At 37.6% G+C, this 17,040-nt stretch carries 23 protein-coding genes and 2 pseudogenes; 2 read left to right on the forward strand and 23 right to left on the reverse strand.

Features of this window, described 5'->3' with window-relative positions:
- Nucleotides 1–55: 55 nt before the first annotated feature.
- Nucleotides 56–1,438, forward strand: coding sequence for a helix-turn-helix domain-containing protein (locus C7E02_RS15645; protein ID WP_105310079.1), 1,383 nt, complete (start codon nucleotides 56–58; stop codon nucleotides 1,436–1,438).
- A 63-nt stretch (nucleotides 1,439–1,501) separates the two neighbouring features.
- Here the strand turns inward: C7E02_RS15645 and ltrA are convergent, their stop codons facing one another.
- Entirely contained in the window at nucleotides 1,502–2,785 is a 1,284-nt protein-coding gene (gene ltrA / locus C7E02_RS15650) for a group II intron reverse transcriptase/maturase (protein ID WP_105310080.1), read from the reverse strand.
- A 649-nt stretch (nucleotides 2,786–3,434) separates the two neighbouring features.
- Here ltrA and C7E02_RS15660 point away from each other — a divergent pair.
- A complete protein-coding gene (locus tag C7E02_RS15660; RefSeq protein WP_105310081.1) occupies nucleotides 3,435–3,644 on the forward strand; it encodes a hypothetical protein in 210 nt (69 codons plus the stop codon).
- A gap of 121 nt (nucleotides 3,645–3,765) precedes the next feature.
- Here the strand turns inward: C7E02_RS15660 and C7E02_RS15665 are convergent, their stop codons facing one another.
- The 22 genes and pseudogenes from C7E02_RS15665 to C7E02_RS15765 form a co-directional block, all read right to left on the reverse strand.
- Entirely contained in the window at nucleotides 3,766–4,212 is a 447-nt protein-coding gene (locus tag C7E02_RS15665) for a DUF6040 family protein (RefSeq protein WP_242978939.1), read from the reverse strand.
- Nucleotides 4,213–4,269: 57 nt separating this feature from the next.
- Nucleotides 4,270–4,692 (reverse strand): DUF6431 domain-containing protein, encoded by a 423-nt coding sequence (locus C7E02_RS20740; RefSeq protein ID WP_105310082.1) that lies wholly within the window; start codon nucleotides 4,690–4,692, stop codon nucleotides 4,270–4,272.
- 206 nt (nucleotides 4,693–4,898) lie between these two features.
- Nucleotides 4,899–6,035 carry a site-specific integrase gene (locus C7E02_RS15675; RefSeq protein ID WP_242978941.1) on the reverse strand — a complete coding sequence of 379 codons (1,137 nt, stop codon included), beginning with the start codon at nucleotides 6,033–6,035 and terminating at the stop codon, nucleotides 4,899–4,901.
- 32 nt (nucleotides 6,036–6,067) lie between these two features.
- Nucleotides 6,068–6,244 carry a DUF6290 family protein gene (locus C7E02_RS15680; protein WP_105310083.1) on the reverse strand — a complete coding sequence of 59 codons (177 nt, stop codon included), beginning with the start codon at nucleotides 6,242–6,244 and terminating at the stop codon, nucleotides 6,068–6,070.
- A 134-nt stretch (nucleotides 6,245–6,378) separates the two neighbouring features.
- A complete protein-coding gene (locus C7E02_RS15685; protein ID WP_105310084.1) occupies nucleotides 6,379–6,591 on the reverse strand; it encodes a DUF6462 family protein in 213 nt (70 codons plus the stop codon).
- Entirely contained in the window at nucleotides 6,566–7,012 is a 447-nt protein-coding gene (locus C7E02_RS15690) for a type II toxin-antitoxin system PemK/MazF family toxin (RefSeq protein ID WP_105310085.1), read from the reverse strand. The genes C7E02_RS15685 and C7E02_RS15690 overlap by 26 nt, the downstream gene beginning before the upstream one ends.
- Before the next feature lie 2 nt (nucleotides 7,013–7,014).
- Entirely contained in the window at nucleotides 7,015–7,386 is a 372-nt protein-coding gene (locus C7E02_RS15695; RefSeq protein WP_105310086.1) for a recombinase family protein, read from the reverse strand.
- Between the two features lie 10 nt (nucleotides 7,387–7,396).
- Nucleotides 7,397–7,717, reverse strand: coding sequence for a helix-turn-helix domain-containing protein (locus tag C7E02_RS15700; protein ID WP_105310087.1), 321 nt, complete (start codon nucleotides 7,715–7,717; stop codon nucleotides 7,397–7,399).
- Nucleotides 7,707–7,928 carry a terpene synthase gene (locus C7E02_RS15705; RefSeq protein WP_105310088.1) on the reverse strand — a complete coding sequence of 74 codons (222 nt, stop codon included), beginning with the start codon at nucleotides 7,926–7,928 and terminating at the stop codon, nucleotides 7,707–7,709. The genes C7E02_RS15700 and C7E02_RS15705 overlap by 11 nt, the downstream gene beginning before the upstream one ends.
- Nucleotides 7,922–8,329 carry a recombinase family protein gene (locus tag C7E02_RS15710; protein WP_105310089.1) on the reverse strand — a complete coding sequence of 136 codons (408 nt, stop codon included), beginning with the start codon at nucleotides 8,327–8,329 and terminating at the stop codon, nucleotides 7,922–7,924. Before C7E02_RS15710 ends, C7E02_RS15705 begins: the two co-directional genes overlap by 7 nt.
- A 170-nt stretch (nucleotides 8,330–8,499) precedes the next feature.
- A complete protein-coding gene (locus C7E02_RS15715) occupies nucleotides 8,500–8,838 on the reverse strand; it encodes a helix-turn-helix domain-containing protein (RefSeq protein WP_105310090.1) in 339 nt (112 codons plus the stop codon).
- A 551-nt stretch (nucleotides 8,839–9,389) separates the two neighbouring features.
- The gene (locus C7E02_RS15720; protein ID WP_158683072.1) at nucleotides 9,390–9,587 is read right to left on the reverse strand and encodes a hypothetical protein; all 198 of its coding nucleotides are present in this window, start codon (nucleotides 9,585–9,587) and stop codon (nucleotides 9,390–9,392) included.
- Nucleotides 9,588–9,605: 18 nt separating this feature from the next.
- A complete protein-coding gene (locus C7E02_RS15725) occupies nucleotides 9,606–11,357 on the reverse strand; it encodes an ATP-binding protein (RefSeq protein ID WP_158683074.1) in 1,752 nt (583 codons plus the stop codon).
- A 333-nt stretch (nucleotides 11,358–11,690) separates the two neighbouring features.
- Nucleotides 11,691–12,056, reverse strand: a pseudogene (locus C7E02_RS20745) (hypothetical protein); the annotation flags it as partial.
- Between the two features lie 6 nt (nucleotides 12,057–12,062).
- Nucleotides 12,063–12,302 (reverse strand): annotated as a pseudogene (locus tag C7E02_RS20750) (GNAT family N-acetyltransferase); the annotation flags it as partial.
- Between the two features lie 290 nt (nucleotides 12,303–12,592).
- Nucleotides 12,593–14,365, reverse strand: coding sequence for an ATP-binding protein (locus C7E02_RS15735; RefSeq protein ID WP_242978942.1), 1,773 nt, complete (start codon nucleotides 14,363–14,365; stop codon nucleotides 12,593–12,595).
- Entirely contained in the window at nucleotides 14,366–15,169 is an 804-nt protein-coding gene (locus C7E02_RS15740; RefSeq protein WP_105310094.1) for a DUF2971 domain-containing protein, read from the reverse strand. It abuts the gene before it with no gap.
- A 36-nt stretch (nucleotides 15,170–15,205) separates the two neighbouring features.
- Nucleotides 15,206–15,727 (reverse strand): O-acetyl-ADP-ribose deacetylase, encoded by a 522-nt coding sequence (locus tag C7E02_RS15745; protein WP_105310095.1) that lies wholly within the window; start codon nucleotides 15,725–15,727, stop codon nucleotides 15,206–15,208.
- 4 nt (nucleotides 15,728–15,731) lie between these two features.
- On the reverse strand, nucleotides 15,732–15,959 hold the full coding sequence (locus C7E02_RS15750) for a hypothetical protein (protein WP_105310096.1): 228 nt from the start codon (nucleotides 15,957–15,959) through the stop codon (nucleotides 15,732–15,734).
- Between the two features lie 48 nt (nucleotides 15,960–16,007).
- Complete coding sequence (locus C7E02_RS15755; protein ID WP_105310097.1) at nucleotides 16,008–16,244, reverse strand: hypothetical protein; 237 nt, start codon at nucleotides 16,242–16,244, stop codon at nucleotides 16,008–16,010.
- Nucleotides 16,245–16,305: 61 nt separating this feature from the next.
- Nucleotides 16,306–16,698: a peptide deformylase gene (locus C7E02_RS15760; protein WP_105310098.1), complete on the reverse strand. Its 393-nt coding sequence runs from the start codon at nucleotides 16,696–16,698 to the stop codon at nucleotides 16,306–16,308.
- Nucleotides 16,698–17,039, reverse strand: a complete 342-nt coding sequence (locus C7E02_RS15765; protein ID WP_105310099.1) for an arsenate reductase family protein — start codon at nucleotides 17,037–17,039, stop codon at nucleotides 16,698–16,700. Before C7E02_RS15765 ends, C7E02_RS15760 begins: the two co-directional genes overlap by 1 nt.
- Nucleotide 17,040: the final 1 nt, after the last annotated feature.

Raw genomic sequence — 17,040 nt, forward strand, 5'->3', positions numbered from 1 at the left:
TATTATATACTACAAGAAAGGACACCTGTATCATTAGGAAGGAGAACATATCTCAATGGATTTCAAAAAATTATTAGATGACTACATGAAGCAGTTGGACTGTACTGCCAAAGATTTAGCAGAAAAATCTGGTCTCTCTGCTGCTACGATCAGCCGTTATAGATCCGGTGACCGCATCCCAGAAGATGGATCCGAAAATTTTGACAGACTTATAAATGGAATCGTTTCTATTGCAGAGAGTCAGAAAATACCTGATATCACAGTACAGTCTGTCTCTGAAGCATTTTCTCCATATGTAAAAAGCAACGTGGATATTGCTCATTTACAGAAAAATTTTCATACATTGCTGACTATTGTACCGATAAACATTTCTGATCTGGCACATTTTCTGAACTTTGACCCATCCTATATTTCCCGTATCCGAAATGGACAAAGACAGCCTGCCAATCCTACGGAGTTTTCCAGAAAGATTTCAATTTTCGTCGCCAAACATTGCCAGTCCATGGAACAGAAAGTTGTCATATCCAGATTAATCAATTACCCGGTGGAAGAATTCTCAAACTATACAGAATTTCAGAATCGCCTTACAGACTGGCTGCTTGCCGGAGCAGGGGCTGTCAAAGATTCAATGACCGTTTTTTTAGAGAAGCTCGATGAATTTAATCTGGATGAATATATACGTGTCATTCATTTTGATAAATTAAAAGTCCCTTCTGTTCCATTTCAAATTCCATTCTCCAAAACCTATTGGGGAATAGACGAAATGATGGAGAGTGATCTGGATTTTCTGAAAACCACTGTCCTTTCAAAATCTACTTCTCCAGTGATCATGTATAGCGATATGCCAATGAAAGAAATGGCAAAAGATCCCGAATTTCCAAAGAAATGGATGTTTGGTATGGCAATGATGTTGAAGAAAGGACTGCATCTTTATCAGATACATAACATCGACCGTTCTTTCGATGAAATGATGTTGGGATTGGAAAGCTGGATCCCAATGTATATGACCGGGCAAATATCGCCATACTATTTAAAAAATGTACAAAACAACACATTCCTGCATTTGTTAAAAGTATCTGGTTCTGTTGCGCTTTCAGGTGAAGCAATTGCCGGATGTCATGCAGATGGAAAATACTATCTGACAAAATCCAAACGGGAAGTGGAATACTATCAAAAGCGTGCAGATGACCTATTAAAAAATGCATATCCTTTGATGGACATTTACCGCAATGAACGAGAAACTGAGCTAAACACTTTTCTAATCGCTGATACCAGAAAAACAGGAAAACGTCGGGGCATCCGATCCACCTTGCCGCTATACACAATAAGCGAAGAACTTCTCGAACAAATTCTTACTCGCCACGGCATGGACAGCGGACAAAAACAGCGGATAAGAAAGCATGTTAAAGCGCAATCGAGTAGGAGGAATTTCTCTTAAATGAGAAATTCCGACCTCTCACACCACCGTACGTACGGTTCCGTATACGGCGGTTCAATCAACTTAACAAGTAACACACTTTTCGGTGTAGTAATCTAACATTGTGATTAGTCCAAATGAGGCTAATCTTTTGTTACTTATAGCAACATTTACTGCGCCTTTGTTACATACATAAGCTATTCTTTTACCTGTGTATGCAACTCGTCTAGCTGTGTTTCTGTCTATTCCAAGTTTTACAAGGTTCTTCTCTCGATTCTGTGGTGTTTTCCATTGTTTCCAAATGCACATGCGAAGCCGATAACGGATTCTTGAATCTAATTCCTTGCATAGTGTTTTCATACTGCCTATCTTGAAGTAGTTAATCCAACCTCTTATGAGCTGATTGAGCTTCTCCACTTTACAGCTGTTGCTAACATCCCAACTACGGCATGTGAGTTCTTTCACTCTCTTCTTAAACTTCGCTACTGATTTTGCATGTGGTTTTGCCTTAAACTGATGCGCTCTTGAATCAAAGTAGAACCCAAATCCAAGGTATTTAAGTCCGCTTGGTCTGTCTACTTTACTCTTAGTCATGTTGACCTTGAGCCCTAGCTTTTCTTCGATGAATCGTGAGATATTTCTCATAACTCTATTCGCAGACATTTCACTTCCGACCATGATAATACAGTCATCTGCATATCGTACAAAGTTAAGCCCTCTCTTTTCCATTTCCTTATCAAGTTCATTGAGCATGATGTTTGCCAGCAATGGAGAAAGGTTTCCGCCTTGTGGAGTTCCCACAATGGAATCCTCATACTCATCGTCTATCATAATTCCGCTCACTAGATACTTCCTTACAATAGAGATGACATCTCCGTCCTTAATTGTTCTTCCAATTAAAGTCATTAGCTTATCATGGTTTACTGTGTCAAAGAACTTTTCCAAGTCGATGTCTACAATCCAGTCATTTCCGTCATTCATTATATCAAGTGCCGTTAGAATTGCCTGCTGTGCACATCTATTAGGTCTGAATCCGTAACTGTGGTCATGGAACTGTTCCTCATAGATTGGTGTTAACGCCTGTGCGATGGCTTGTTGTATGAATCTGTCTGTTACTGTTGGTACTCCCAGGTTTCTGACACCGCCATCAGGCTTTGGTATCTCCACTCTTCGTACTGGCTGAGGCTTATATTTTCTTGTCCTCAACTGTCCCTTGATGGTTTCGCCGTTCTTTGCAAGGTGTTCCTTCAGTTCTGTGTACTTCATTCCGTCCACTCCCTCAGCACCTTTGTTTCGTACGACTTGCAGATATGCTCTGTTGAGATTATCACTAGATAATATCTGCTCCATTAGATTACTTGTGTCCATGCGTTCTTTCCTTTCCGTCTCGCTTGATTTGACCACCTTTTACCCGATTGGTTACGGCAGATGTTGTCATTTCTGCAATACGAGACATACTCAAACTGATTGATTGTTCGCCCCTTCGCTCCATCCCCATTACAGAGACTTCTTCACTACTATGGGCTCGGCTGACTTCTCACAGTTCGTTGTTACTAGGCTAATGAAACCTCTGTGAGACCTCCACGCTTAAGGTGCACGCTCTTTCTCTCCATATATCCGCCGCATTTACTCTGCTTCTACAAACGTGGTAGTTATTAGACTTCGCTGTTCTTTGCCAGCTTATCACTCGAAGCCTAGCCTTATATGCGATTTCTGTCCGTCGGACCAGAGATTTGCTTACAGCTTCCTTCAGATTCCACCTCACGGTAGACACCCTTGCTGTTCGGCTATACATTTCCCACTACCTGGGCATGTTCGGGACTTACACCCGTTAGAGCGCGCCCATGGCGCGCAAACAAAGGAAAGAATTGTATCCATTCTTGATTCTGAAACGCTTGAAGACGAAGTTCCGGCTCTGACACCAGAAGCATTCAGCAAAAATCCACCCGTTCTGGATCTTTCTGGAATTTTTTGTGAAACCAATCTTCCATACAGTGAAGAGGAATACAGGATACATATGAGTGATACGAAAGCTTTTGCCCGAAAAAATCCTAATTATATACTGCAGATAAATACAACCCATACTTTTAATAATCTGCAGATATTGGTTCATGAGGGGCAATGGGCTATGATATCAAAAGCAAAAGCACCAGCGATACATTTTATTATCCATCATCCCAAGCTGCGCAATGCAATTGAGCACTTTATTCCACCAATAGTGGAATAAAGTGCTGAAAACATATATGGGATAAACAGGCAATACCGTATACTCATTTTTAACTTTCATAAACGCCTGAAACTATTGTAGTAAATCGGACAGCCTTTCATTTTTTGCTGTCCGATTATCTTTAATAATATCCCCGTTCTTCCTGCCAGTCTTTCACATAACATCGGATTCCGATATAGACCACATACACAAGAAGTAATAGCACAATAAGGTTTATCAGAATAACAGATTTTATCCATTCACCGAAATAGATCACGATAGCTGTACTCATTATTGCCATCATGATACTGATGATATCCCAGCAATATTTCCGGTAGATTTTCCCTACCTGATAACCAATCCCGATTATCATGAATCCCGTTATGAGGAATAAAATTCCCATAATAATGGCTGCGATCAGCCAGTACAGAATCTCGGAAATGATACTATTTGAGATTCCATTGCTTAACTGTCCGAAAGAATCTGCACCTGTAACAAACTCTTGAAGCAGGCTTACCATTCCTTTTCCTATCTGCCTGCAGAAAAGAAAAGCGGAACGATTTCCAAAACTGAAAAAGTAATTGACCATCTATTTCTGCAATAAAATCGGATTGTTTCTTCTGCGCATCGTTTAATGCTCCAAGTATCAGCTTTTTATGAGAAAAGAACAAATCCCGAAAAGCATAAAGCGTAGCGTGAGCAATCTGATACATTTCACAAATTTTTCCACGGTATGTGTACGCAAAAAATAGTCTTTTAATACCGTCAGAATGAAACGGATACTATAAGAAGTGTATGGGATCAAAACCTCCGGCAAAACTGCGTGGGTATATCCACAGGAAGCGCACTTTACCCTTGGGATCTGTAATATTTCGGTTTTTATGTGATTGGCTTTTAAGGTGCTCATGTAACGCGAATAACTATCATGAAGAATCATTTGCCCTTTGGAATCACAGTATGGACAGACTTGTTCTGAAAGATTTAATTTTGCGATTGCCCGATCAAACCATTCTTGATCAGAAAGTTTTATATTTTTTAGCTTGCAAAATAGATTAAAAATACGTATCATAACATTTGGATACTTCCTTTGGGATGTATTTTAGAAAGAGGGAACCGGTTCTTGCCAGGAAGGGGTTCCTTCTTTTTTATTATAAACCTTTTGTAAAGAGAAAAAAGCATGCAGTAAATCACTACACACTCCCATCATTCATCCCACTTATCTATTCTTATTATCTGTTGTTTTCCTTTTGTCTCAATCACTTATAAAAAGTTGCTCTACACCATTACCTCTTGAATTACTTTGATGTTGGTTTCATTCTCGCAAAATCTTGATGCAAACGTATGTCTGAAGATATGGCAGGAGAATCTCGGAATCATTACAGGTTCTCTCTTCTCCTTTTTAGCAGCCACCTCTTCTTCTGAATTATGTGTATCCACAATTCTCTTGATTGCCCGGTTTACTGTTGCTGGGTTATGTGGCATCCCAAATCGGTTTGTAAATACAAAATTGGTCATTCCATCCACATTCTCAACACAAAAGCCTTCTTGCTTCTGTCTCTCATATTCTTCCTGAAGCACATCATATACCTGCTGCATCATAGGTATTCTACGATTACCAGCTTCCGTCTTTGGCAAAGATACTCTAAACTCACATTTATATGAATCATCCGCTCTCTGGTAATAGGTTAAGCTATGATTGATATCAATAATTCGATTCTCCAAATCAATATCATCCCAGCGTATCCCAATTGCTTCTCCTATTCTGCATCCAGTTTCTAACAAAAATACAAAGAATGGATACCAGTGATAAAAGAACGGATTCTTTGCTACATACTCCATGAATTTTCTCTGCTGATCCACAGTCAACGCTCGCCTTGTTTTTCTGGCACCACCATTACGCTTCTTTACTTCACAGTATGCTCCGTCTACCAGATTCTTCCTTATGATATCATCTCTGACAGCAAGCTGAAATGTAGGTCTTAATACTGTGTTAATTGTCTCAAGCGTATTAATCTGTAATCCCTGATTATTAATCAAGTCTGTATAAAAGAACAACACGTCTGAGTATTTCACATCTCTTACTTTCTTCTTGCCAAATGTATCACGAATAAAGTGATTCCATGTATACAAATAATTACTGTAAGTAGTGCTACGCAATTCTGTTTTAGTTGATATGTACCTGTCAAACAAAAAGTTTACATCAGCTTTTCCTGCGACATAGATATCAAGTCCATCCAACTGGTCTTTTTGTAACTGTTCTTCTCTTTCTCGAAGTTTTACCAAAGACTTTGCATAAATGGTCCTTTTCTTGCCTAATGGATCAATATATACATATGAGTATCTTCCATCGCCTTTTCTGTGACCCTCACCCTTTCTTAATACTCTGCCTTTACCATCTTTTCTACAAGCCATTATTCTCTCCTTTCTGGAGAAAAGAGCCTGTTCTACTGATTAGCCTGCTGCTTCATTTGTAATTCAACACCCATTCTAATCAATTGCGAAATGGATAGATTATGAGTCTCAGCATACTCAACCATTATCTGGTATTCCTCTTCTTTGAATTTAACAGTCACCTTATGCTCAAAAGGTTTATCTGTTTTTGGTCTTCCAGTTCTAGCCATCTGTATGCCTCCTTCAAATCTTAATCATATTATACTTTTGGTCTGACCGAAATTCAATACATTTTTTCTATCGTGGCTCATTTTTCTCCATACTTGTTTGTATTTCTTCTATACTAATGCGTCATTTCTCATAATTACTTATAAAACTCGTCATCTACAATGTGGAAAGTTTCAAGATATTCGTCGATAATATCCAGATTAACCAACACCAGCTGATTCACTTTATAACAAGCCTTTGCATCCTTCGCTAACTGCATAAACTTTGACACACTCATTGAATACATCTCTTCCCCTTCCGAATATCTGACAAATCTTTTATTATTAGTCTTTTTGGTTCTGCTGTCCATTTGCTAACTCCTCCATTACTATTTTGCGAGCTACAGGTAACAGATCAAACTGTCGTATCAATGCTCTGTCTATTTCTTCTCGCATGCCTGAATCCTCAATGACAGTTCCACTTTTTGCTCTAATGCAGCCTTTTGAAATTGTCTGTGCATCTTCAGGCATAAAATCAGAGATTTTACTTAATCCAAATCCACTCACATCCTTCGGATTTAAAATCACATGTACCGGAATATCCTTTAACTTACTGCTCAAAGGGACTACTGACACCTGCGGTGCACCATCATGATTACTGGCATCACATGAAATAATTATTCCTGGTCTGATCCCTCCCTGAATGCCATGTGGATTTTTTCCAAAATCTGCATATACAACATCAAATTTATTATACTTACCATATCTTCTTTTTTCTGTTCGTCTGCTCATATCTATGCTCCCTTCTTGATGTGCATATCCAATCTGCCCTCATCTACAGTCACCACAATGCCGCCTGCTTCAATAACCAGCCCTACCTTAAAATAAGCATCCACAACACTGCTGGATATAGCTGCCATATTCGCAACAATTACTCCACTAATTTGCTTTTTGCGGATCATATTCACAATCTGATTCCACTGGCGATCAACATCTCTCTGCGAAAAGCCATTGCGTCTTATCTTTCCCACGATTGAATATTCTTTTCTCTTTACAAATTCATATATATTTTTGCTCTGCTTGTCTTCAAGCATATTTACTTTTTCCAATGGAGCCTGCACTGAAAGATATTCTATGCAATCCATCTTTTTAATCTTTCTTCTCATTTTCTGCCTCCTATGCTGACTTCAAAGCCTGCTCTATCATAAAATCAAATGTCTTTTTCAAATAATCCTGCTTATCTGCAGGTAACCGCTTTAGCCTCGAATCTAATGAATCCGGTGTACAATCTATTGCAAGTAAGCTATTCGCGTCTGTTTCATAAACTTCCATAAGCATATACAAACTTTTCATGCTCAGGTTTCTTCCTCCTTGCTCCACCTGTCCAAGTGTCGAAACACTTATTCCAGTTTTAGCAGCAACCTTTTCAATGGGAAGTCCCTTGTCCTTACGGATATCACGAATCACCGGACCAATTTTATATCCTTCATATTTCATCGTCGTACCCTCCAATGTCCTGTGCCATTTCTCTAATCATCTCTACAGCTGCATCTTCTGTCTCGTACTGACCAAGCCACTTCCCACTCGAATCATGTACTACTGTTCCAAATGCAGTCTGTGTAAATCTGCAATCCTTCACAGCCGGGACTTGTTTGTCCCGACCGGAATGATTTCCTGCTGCTTCTCTACTAGAGAACTCCTTTAGCATCCGAAGTCCTCTGCATGAGATACAGTAATTGGCACCGGACCGACTCCAAGAGAATAGAGCCATATACCCATGTCTGTGATGGTATTCACGAATTCTTCCAGATCATAAATGTCATCTGTAATCTCATTCAGGCTTCTAACTACTACAACCTCAAAACCTTCCTCTTTAAGTGTTGCAAAGAAAGCATTCAGTGCTTCTCTGTCATAGTCCCTTGTCATTGAGCGATCACAATACGCATCATTTATTATTACTCCATTAGGTATTGCCTGTTCACGCATACTTTCAACCATCTGGACTACATTGAGTTCCGCTCTGCGTGACTTTATAAATACATTACCCTTTGCAAGCTTCTGATTATCTGTACCTTCGTTTCCTACTACGTTAAAATCTCTTTTATTCATTTTGTTATCTCCTTTACGATTTCGTATTGGAGAGTTTTGGCGCCTCCACTCTCGTGGTGTGCTGTATCTTAAGCACATGATTATTGTATCCTGCCAGCCTTTAATTGCCGACCGTGTGCAGGCGACATTTATGTCGTGTAAACACGACATTAATTTGAACAAAACATAATTTAATCAGTTATTTGAACATTTTTTAAAGCTCTCATCATCGCCAGACACTGTTGAATTTGAAGTTCACTCATATTTGAAAGAACATTAATTGCTTCCGATATTAATGAAACTTTTGTATCCTCAGTTTTTCCATGCATAATATATTGTTCTGACACATCTAAAGATGAGACCAGACGCTCTAAAGTTTGAACCTTAAATTCACCACCATTTTCAATAGCAGATAACGCCTGTCGGCCAATTCCTATACGGTCTGCTAATTCATCCTGAGTTAATCCCAATTCTTTTCGCCTATCAGCTATACGGGTTCCTCTATCATAATCTTTAGCCTTTCCAGCCATCTGGTCTCACCTCCTTCCTTTTTCATTAAAAAACGCCCAACGAAAATATACTTGTAACCTGCATTACAAACATATCTTCGTCAGGCGCTGGTAGCTATAGAATCCTATGCTCCGATTTGCTCTGTACGATTCTCTTCTATAATTTTTTATTACTTGATGCTCGACCATCATGGAGGGAAACTGCCACAACAACCTTGCATATGGAACATTTTATTGAGACGATGCCCTTCGATCCTCGCAATAAATCAAACAATCGCTTGTTCTTACAGCAAGGACAGTCAACGTGAATGTACTCATCTTCCACATTTGCACACTTGCACCTCCTCTTGCGACGTAAGACAACTGTTATTCTCTTGCTAAGATAGCGTAATTAAATTATAGAACATATGTTCTGTTCTTGCAAGTATTATTTTTTCTATTTTTGAAACTTTCAAACTACAAAAAACCGAAGTAGAACTCACGCATTGTCAAATGCATGTGTACTACTCCGGCTTTGTTTTCTTACAATATATATCTAAGAACTAGCTCGTCCAAGTATATAATATAATATTCTATTTATTTGTCATATATCTATCCAGACATTCTCTTACTTGACTGCCAAGCGCATCTATATCAATGTAATCAAGATGCCCATGTCTTCCGTATATCAGAACAGCTTTTCCATCTCTAACACCAGGAGTCCCAATAAAAAAAACATTTTCGGTGCCTCCATGAGTATATATTTTATCCTGTAAAGTAACATCTTCCATATACAATAGAATCCCTCCTTACATCTCCGCAGCATCAATCTTACTTGATACTGCGGAAAGAATTGCTCCCCACTGGGATTCTAAATTATCAAACAATAATCTATTATTTTCTGTATCTTTCATTGCTGCTCTTGCCTTCACATAACTTAAAATCAAAAGCATAATAGCATCTCTTGCCTTGGTTTTATCTACCGAATCATCAGCCGAATCCGCCTTAAGAACTTCTCCACACAATGGTTCAATCACTTTTTGATAATATGGATGATTTGTATTTAATTTGATTACCATTTTATCTCCTAGTAATGTTTCTGTTTCAAAAAGAACCGATGCGGGATATGCAACCGTAAGAATCGAATACATATTATTATTAATTGCTTGCTTACGTGCTTCTCTTGAAGCTTCTGTTTCTCCTGTACTTCCTGCTGTTTCATCCAAAATCTTTTCAATTCTATCAGCCTCTTCCTCCTGAGTCATGTTATTTCTCGTCTGATTCATTGGAAGAATGTCATCTAAATCCGTCATAATCTCAGCTACATTATCAAAATGATTTTTAGCCTGATTCTGCTTTGCTTTCTCAGCCGAACGATCTTCTTTAATACGCTTTCTGAGAGATGTAATTGTCCCCGTCAGCTCTGATTTCAACCTATCTTTAAGTGCTCCAATTGGCTCTGCCCCTCTTTTGATATATCTAACCTGAAAACACTCATCTAGCTCCGGGGGAAATGAGATTTCGCATCCCCACCATCTATCATTATCCTGATAAGAGAATTGTCCCCTTTTCTGTCCAATCAGGTATGGAATCTTATCATAAAGGACCTCTCTATTAGCTCTTAATATTGAAACACCCTCATTCTGGTCTATCTTTCTCCTTTTTGCATCAATATTACCTCCATCTCCAATGTTTGCTCTCCATTCCAGAGGTAACAATGATAGCTTAATACGAATTGTTGCCTTTTCACCCGGCTTTCCTGGTACATCCCAATCAAATGCATACTCGCTATACAACTGTGCTTTTGGATCCTGAGATTCCTTTGTATCAAACTGTGTAGGGCCTGCCATATATAATGGATCATGCAAGTAAACAATTCTGTTATCTAAATAAATTTTCAAACCAGTTTCGATGAACTTTCTATAAGTCCTTCCCAGATAGTTAGCAATGAGACCATTAAATTCATTTGGATCAATTCTTCTTCCCGTTCCATCCATACGATCACAATTAGAAAGGATTACCAGTGTTCCCGTATTTTCCTCAAAGAACTCTTTGTATTTATCTGGTATCTCTTTTGGGATTGGTGTAGATATAGTGGTTTTTCCTGCCTTTATTTCATCAAGATCAATGTATGTATAGAAGAATTCATCTGTTTCTTCATCCCTGGAATACACTTCTATTTTTCTGGAAAGGGATATTCCTCCCAACGTCATGCCAACTCCAAATTTGCCTATACCCAACCTTCCATTTCTATGATCTCTCATAGAGCACCCTAACTTCAAGCACTGTGATAATATATGCTCGTTCATTCCTATGCCATTATCTGCTACCGCAATACTTACAATTTCCTCAGCTTGTCTCTTTCCAATCTTTACTGCTTGTTTTTCAAAATCAATTCTAATTTCTCTCGCACCAGCCTCGACTGCATTATCAACGATTTCTCCTAATCCGTTTTCTACAGAATAATCATTGTAACGTAGTGATTCATACATATGCGATACATCAATTAAATCTGTACCTGCTTCGTTTGCGAATTTTTCGCTCATTATTTCTGTTGACATATAAATGCCCTCCTTGATTGTATTTTCGGACATAGAAAAAGACCTTGCATCAGTTACGATGAAAGGTCTCATTTATATCATTATACAATATACCAACAGAATTTATATGAAAGTAAAGTACATCTATAGAACTATAAACTATCCCTATAAATGAACACAATACTTTTCAAATATTCAATTTACGTACACCGTCCTGATATCTTTTATTCCCACAGCATATACCATGAGACTTTCCATCTTGTCCGATTCTTATGTTAAATCATATCTCATATTTTCTGTAATGTCAAGTTGTATCTATTCATTTTTATTCGTATCCATTCGCACAGATACTTATTAGTATAATTTAGCGCCCGCTGGAATCTGATCATCAACCATAACTAAGTGGAGCTTCTCTTCGTCATTTACATCATTATATACTGCTGATAAAAGCATTCCGCAAGATTCTATTCCCATCATTGCTCTTGGTGGAAGATTCGTAATAGCAACCAACGTCTTGCCAACAAGTTCCTCTGGTTCATAGAACATATGAATACCCGAAAGAATTGTACGATCTGTCCCCGTTCCATCATCCAATGTAAACTGTAATAACTTCTTACTTTTCTTTACCGCAATACACTCCTTAACCTTTACGACACGGAAATCTGACTTACTAAAAGTCTCAAAATCAACCTGCTCTTCGAACAATGGTTCAATTTCTACATAGGTATCTATCAATTTCTGTACATAAGGACAAGTAGTTGCAACTTTTTTATTCTGAACTTTAATTTCAGCAACTGCCGCTTCAACTAATTTCCCTGCAATTCCCTGTCCTCTTAAGTCTTCATCAACTTCTACATGTTCAATAGTGCATACACCTTCCCCTGTCTCAGAATATGTAATCTCAGCTACAACCATACCTTCCTCGTTTGTCGCATAAATTCTATTTGTCTCTTTAATAAATTCCATCTTTTTTATTCTCCTTGCTTATGCTGTAATCTTTTTTCTTAATGTCAGTCTGCATTACTAATGCTTATGCAAATAATTCATAATCTGTACCGAGCTTACTTCCTGCTCTATTTCTCTGCTTTCAAATAGTAAAAGTATATATTACGGATTCAATCGGTTAAATTATCGGTTTAAATCGGTTGAATTTGACCATATTAAACCAATCATAATCCCTATTTTATAGTAATTTGAAGTATTGATTGGTTTAATAATCGGTTTAAGCAAAGTAAACTAAACCAATCCTAAACCGATTAATCTTTTAATATCCAGTTAGCTTTACGCTGGTTTTCTCCATCCTTTTCAATAATATTCTTATTTTTTAAGGCAGTTAATAAGTTGTGAACCTTATGTTTCTTTTGGTCATCAGACAATGAATCTGGTAACTTGTCCCATAACAATTTGTTAATTTCTTTTCTATTCGCTTTTGAATATTGTTTTAGATACTCAATAATCAATGTCTTATAATACTGATCATCCAAGCCTTTATTTTTAATATAACCTGCTTGATCCTCAATACTTTTTGCAACTGATGCTGACAAATATAGGCTTCCAAGTCTTCCCTCTACAAGTTTTAATGCTCGTAATCTATCAGCATCCTTCTTCTCAATTTGAACACCTTTTTGGACTCTATCTAGCAAAAATGCATCTTGTAAATTTAATTCTGGATGATCATACAAAATATGCATATAATTATCATCCAAGGTCTTGCCATAAACCGTTACTTCCACTTGAACTCCTGACGAAAAATCATAATCTGGCATTGGAAAATACTTTGCTTTCTGAATGTTATAAGCTCGTCTAATTCCAAGCGTTGCCGTATCAATCATATGAAAAGCTACCATTGCCTCTGCTAATAGCTGATTACGATAAAATGGCGGATTATAACTAACTTCCAAAACATTCTCTATTTTCTGAGGAATAAAATCTCCCGGATTAGTAATCTTAATTTTGTCATCAAATTCGTTTACATAAATTCTACCGCCTAATTGATAATTTGAATGGGCAATACTGTTATTTAAAAGCTCTCTCATCAACCAACTATCATACTGTTCTGTTTCCATAGGAAATAACGTCATTTGATTTGGCATATACCGATATGTCAGATTTCTTACCTTTGCAAATACCTTATCAACAACATTGATAAACGGAATCTTAAAAATAGCATAATCCTTGTCTGTTCCATCCACACCATAGAGACGCCACATAATACTTGGAGCGGCTGTGAATAAATAGTCAAAATCAGAATTTCCCAACAAAAGCATTGCAGCATTTGTAACCTTGCCACCTATTAACAGCTTCATCTTCGTCAAAAACTGTTCATCTGACATATCATCAACTTCTTTAGAAATTGGTTCTTGTGCCATCTTCTCTTTGTACTTTTCACGAGCCAACTGAATCGCACCTTGGTCCAGATTGTCGATAGTTGCACCTTCTATAATCTGTTTAGACCAGTCTTTTCTTTCTTGTGATCTGATTGCATCAATCTTATACTGCTTTAGAGGTACAAGACTTTCTCCAGATCTTTCGTAATAATTTGTCTTCCAATCTGTTGGGATACCTGTTGCTGCAGCGGGTATCTTAAACATCAACACACGCAGTTCTTTTCCATTTACAACCGGCAATAACTCAATAATATCGTAAAATGTCATACCATTGGTTGTGTCTCTTGCAATTTCATATTTGAATTTTTCAAGAAGACTTCTATCACCTTTCTTATAAGCAGTTCCCACAACATGTTTAACCTTATCCTTTTCACTTACGCCAAATACAAGCCAGCCATACTGCTGATTCCTAAGATTTGCTTCATTGCTAATTGCCGAAAAGTAACGTCCAATTTTATCTGTATCATAGCCACCTTTTGCCTCTTTGAATTCTACAATTTCATGCTCCCAGCGCTCCATTAAATCCTCTAATATCTCATAGTATTCAACATTATTTACATTTTTATCATAGTCAAAAAATTTCACCTGCTCACCTTCCTTTAAATTTATACTGTCAGACTGCATATGCTCATCAACTTTCAATCAATGCCACCTAATATAATCTAATGTATATTTTTCTGGATGAATCCTACTCATATAAACACTTCCTAATCCGAGCTTATCTGAAATATCATTAAGTTTTATAATATTATTTTCAGAACAATTTATACCAGCAATAATTCGACTTGTTCTAAGCCCTAAATCACCTACCGATACATTCATGCCTATACTATTATCCAAAGGATAAACTATGCGATACTCCTTTTCATGTTCCCACGATTTTGCTTTAATGAATAAATTTTGTAAAAATATAGTCGAATAAAACTCTGCTTGTTCTCTATGCCCTGATGTAATAGCCTTCTTAATAGCTTCTCTGCTTTGAAATATTAATGATGCCACTTTAATTCTTTCCGGTTCATATAATACTTCATGTATACAGTCTTTTTTGATTACATTGTATTCGACACAAAATCCTTTATGATTATTTGTATAATAAGCCCACATTGGTAAATAATCTATACTATTAGCTGACAGACATGTTATACCATAATCACTAAAATCAAATAATTGCTGATAATAATCTATGATATCATTGCTATATCCTGCATTGTGCATCTTATTTCTATCAAGCAACATACCCTTATATTCATATGGATCATTCAATAAATCTTTTTGTGCAAACCATATCTCATTTCTTTTCAATGAAAGAAATTTCTTATCGTCAGAATCAGAATCATCAAGCCAAATGAATTTTATTAATTTATCTGGTATAGTAGAAAACCTAACTGCTTTAGCCGCACCCATTTTGCCATCAAAAAGAAGTTGTAAATACTCATCTATTTTCAATAGTCATCCTCCAAATCATCAAATTAAAATCATCTATTACTTATATAACTTGTCCACCTCAGCTTCATACACTGCCTCAGTATGTGCATCAAACAGCACCCATTCCACCCAATCAAAACAGTCCGGATTATCCTGCAGGAATCTATTAACTGTATGAACCGCTACCTTTGCTGCCAGTTCTATCGGAAAACTATATACTCCTGTCGATATAGATGGAAATGCAATGGTTCTGATTCTATTCTCCATAGCAAGCTTCATAGAATTAAAATAGCAGTTTGCAAGAAGCTCCTCCTCTTTTTTCCTACCACCATTCCATACCGGTCCAACAGTATGTATTACATAATCACATGGCAGATTATATGCATTTGTAATCTTTGCCTCTCCAGTTTCACAGCCATGAAGTGTTCTGCACTCGGCTAAAAGTCCCGGTCCAGCTGCACGATGAATGGCACCATCAACACCTCCGCCTCCAAGGAGTGAATTATTGGCTGCATTAACGATTGCCTGCACGTCTTTAATTTTAGTTATATCGCCTTGTATAGTTTTTATTATGTACACTTCATTACTCCTCTTCTAATTCCTGCCATGGTTCCAGTCCCATTTCTTCCCAGGTTACTCCATATGGTGCCCCACCGGAAGTATACCCTGCTATGTAAAGAAATGTGTCATCCTGACCTATGTTATTTTCAACTGCCTGCTTATTCACAGCTTTCCTTTTTGCTCTCCGCTGTTTCCTTTTCATCTTCAAAACAGCTGCCTTTTCATCTGGAGTTTTCTTATGCTTTTTCATATTCAGTTTTTCAAGGATAATGCCATTCTGAATATCCCTTAATATACGCTACTTATAACCAGCTTCACGCTTATCCACAATCTTACAGAACTCTTCATATTCTGTTCTTGGAGCAATAGCATATACTGCTGTAAACAGTGTTCTACAAATACTGTCCTTTTCAGTATCAGTCGGCATTCTTTGGTTTACAAGGTAAAACTTTAAATACATCCTATGAGTTTTATCAGCAATAGCACTTTTCTGTTTTTGTTTTAAATCTTTATAACTTCTATCTGCTCTGCGCATTAAAATATTCCTCTTGCAATTTCAGGAAGCTGCCTATCCGTACTTTATATTACTATGCCATTCAATGGTCAATCTCATGCTGAATAATCTGTGCTGTCCAACCGGAATATTTCCTATGCTGTTTCTTAAAGTTCTGGTCTAGGTAATCCACCTCAATCTCTTGATATCTGGTGCATGGACGGACTCCTTCCAACGACAGACATCCTTCCTCCGTCTGATATTCCCCATGTTTCTTCGTTATTATCGGATTTATCATTGGAAATTGAAATGGACCTGCAGCCACCACAATAATATTCTTCTTAACACCTATCATGTTTGCCGCCATGCCTACACAATGATCAAGATTATCACGCAATGTATCGAGCAAATCCGTTACCACCTGCTTATCTGCCTCTGTCGCATCCACAGATTTCTGTGCAAGAAACAATGGATCTTTTACTATTTTCTTTATCATTAGTTCCATCCTTTCCAGATATCCGGCTGATAACCAAGTGTGGACTGATTTCCATTCCTTACTACCGGAGTTTTAATTACCTGCGGATTCTCAAGCACTTTTTCCAGCTTGTCCTCATCAGCAGTATATTTAATAAGTGCAAGTAAATCTTTGTCTTTACCTTCCCAGTTAATCATGTTGTCCAGACCACCGTTGACCTGAGCCACAGAGTTAAACTCACCTTTGCTCATGCCTTTCTCTTTCATATCAATGAACTGATACCTGATGCCTCGCTCTTTGAAGAAACGCTCCGCTTTCTTAGTGTCGTTACATTTCTTAGTCCCAAATATCTGTATATTCATA

The organism is Dorea sp. Marseille-P4042 (genome assembly GCF_900290215.1).
Taxonomy (GTDB): Bacteria; Bacillota; Clostridia; order Lachnospirales; family Lachnospiraceae; genus Dorea; species Dorea formicigenerans.

Bases quoted from the DNA above. Each gene is read 5' to 3' on its own strand.
- C7E02_RS15645 (WP_105310079.1), top strand. From the start codon at position 56: ATGGATTTCAAAAAATTATTAGATGACTACATGAAGCAGTTGGACTGT.
- ltrA (WP_105310080.1), bottom strand. From the start codon at position 2,785: ATGGACACAAGTAATCTAATGGAGCAGATATTATCTAGTGATAATCTC.
- C7E02_RS15660 (WP_105310081.1), top strand. From the start codon at position 3,435: ATGAGTGATACGAAAGCTTTTGCCCGAAAAAATCCTAATTATATACTG.
- C7E02_RS15665 (WP_242978939.1), bottom strand. From the start codon at position 4,212: ATGGTCAATTACTTTTTCAGTTTTGGAAATCGTTCCGCTTTTCTTTTC.
- C7E02_RS20740 (WP_105310082.1), bottom strand. From the start codon at position 4,692: ATGATACGTATTTTTAATCTATTTTGCAAGCTAAAAAATATAAAACTT.
- C7E02_RS15675 (WP_242978941.1), bottom strand. From the start codon at position 6,035: ATGGCTTGTAGAAAAGATGGTAAAGGCAGAGTATTAAGAAAGGGTGAG.
- C7E02_RS15680 (WP_105310083.1), bottom strand. From the start codon at position 6,244: ATGGCTAGAACTGGAAGACCAAAAACAGATAAACCTTTTGAGCATAAG.
- C7E02_RS15685 (WP_105310084.1), bottom strand. From the start codon at position 6,591: ATGGACAGCAGAACCAAAAAGACTAATAATAAAAGATTTGTCAGATAT.
- C7E02_RS15690 (WP_105310085.1), bottom strand. From the start codon at position 7,012: ATGAGCAGACGAACAGAAAAAAGAAGATATGGTAAGTATAATAAATTT.
- C7E02_RS15695 (WP_105310086.1), bottom strand. From the start codon at position 7,386: ATGAGAAGAAAGATTAAAAAGATGGATTGCATAGAATATCTTTCAGTG.
- C7E02_RS15700 (WP_105310087.1), bottom strand. From the start codon at position 7,717: ATGAAATATGAAGGATATAAAATTGGTCCGGTGATTCGTGATATCCGT.
- C7E02_RS15705 (WP_105310088.1), bottom strand. From the start codon at position 7,928: ATGCTAAAGGAGTTCTCTAGTAGAGAAGCAGCAGGAAATCATTCCGGT.
- C7E02_RS15710 (WP_105310089.1), bottom strand. From the start codon at position 8,329: ATGAATAAAAGAGATTTTAACGTAGTAGGAAACGAAGGTACAGATAAT.
- C7E02_RS15715 (WP_105310090.1), bottom strand. From the start codon at position 8,838: ATGGCTGGAAAGGCTAAAGATTATGATAGAGGAACCCGTATAGCTGAT.
- C7E02_RS15720 (WP_158683072.1), bottom strand. From the start codon at position 9,587: ATGGAAGATGTTACTTTACAGGATAAAATATATACTCATGGAGGCACC.
- C7E02_RS15725 (WP_158683074.1), bottom strand. From the start codon at position 11,357: ATGTCAACAGAAATAATGAGCGAAAAATTCGCAAACGAAGCAGGTACA.
- C7E02_RS15750 (WP_105310096.1), bottom strand. From the start codon at position 15,959: ATGAAAAAGCATAAGAAAACTCCAGATGAAAAGGCAGCTGTTTTGAAG.
- C7E02_RS15755 (WP_105310097.1), bottom strand. From the start codon at position 16,244: ATGCGCAGAGCAGATAGAAGTTATAAAGATTTAAAACAAAAACAGAAA.
- C7E02_RS15760 (WP_105310098.1), bottom strand. From the start codon at position 16,698: ATGATAAAGAAAATAGTAAAAGATCCATTGTTTCTTGCACAGAAATCT.
- C7E02_RS15765 (WP_105310099.1), bottom strand. From the start codon at position 17,039: ATGAATATACAGATATTTGGGACTAAGAAATGTAACGACACTAAGAAA.